Source organism: Micromonospora psammae (assembly GCF_036902725.1).
GTDB lineage: Bacteria > Actinomycetota > Actinomycetes > Mycobacteriales > Micromonosporaceae > Micromonospora.
The window spans coordinates 1-616 of record NZ_JBAKHM010000065.1 but is presented as its reverse complement, the minus strand read 5'-3'; the positions used below and the strand labels follow the sequence as shown (position 1 = coordinate 616).

General features: G+C 39.8%; 1 protein-coding gene. It reads right to left on the bottom strand.

The window, feature by feature from the left end; genetic code table 11:
- Nucleotides 1-73 precede the first annotated feature (73 nt).
- A complete protein-coding gene (locus tag V6U79_RS29700; RefSeq protein WP_334616724.1) occupies nucleotides 74-604 on the bottom strand; it encodes a hypothetical protein in 531 nt (176 codons plus the stop codon).
- Nucleotides 605-616 lie beyond the last annotated feature (12 nt).

Genomic DNA, 616 nt, shown 5'->3' with positions numbered 1-616 from the left:
CCCATTACTGAGGCAAGCAGGGTCTTTAGTTGAGTCACTTTCATTATTTTCAGTCCTTATTTTGAGGATGATTTTAGAGATAAATAGACACGCAATAAAAGTTTGCGATGTCGTGTAGAACTGTATTAATAATAGCAGTCTTATCTAAAAGTGTCAAGTTATTAAATACAGCGTTGAGGTCAAAAGCAGAGTCGGTAATAGTTCGGACAACTTCGCCTTTTGTAATCTCAATGTCTGCCCCGTCAGTAATGAGAACGTCAGAGTTAAAGGCCGCGACTTTATTTGCAACGTCTTTATTTCCGAGTGTCTCAATAACTTCTTTTTTGGTCTTGTAACTATTAGCGCCGATTTGAACCTGCTTATAATACCCCGGCAATAATAACCATTTTTCCAGATACGCGCCCAACAGGAGAATAGAGAGCGAATCTAAATCCGCTCCCAATACACCCTCATAAACAGTACGATTGCCATGATTATAAATAAGCATGTCGTTTAACTGTTCCGGCGTGACACCTTTAAAAATAAACAGGTCAGGCGCTAACACTTGCAGACGCGCAATAATGTTAGCAACAGGGGCATAGTCTTTTAACTTAATCCCACACATTATTCATCCTCC

Excerpts from the sequence above, each read along its gene's own strand:
- V6U79_RS29700 (WP_334616724.1), bottom strand. The coding sequence starts at position 604 with ATGTGTGGGATTAAGTTAAAAGACTATGCCCCTGTTGCTAACATTATT.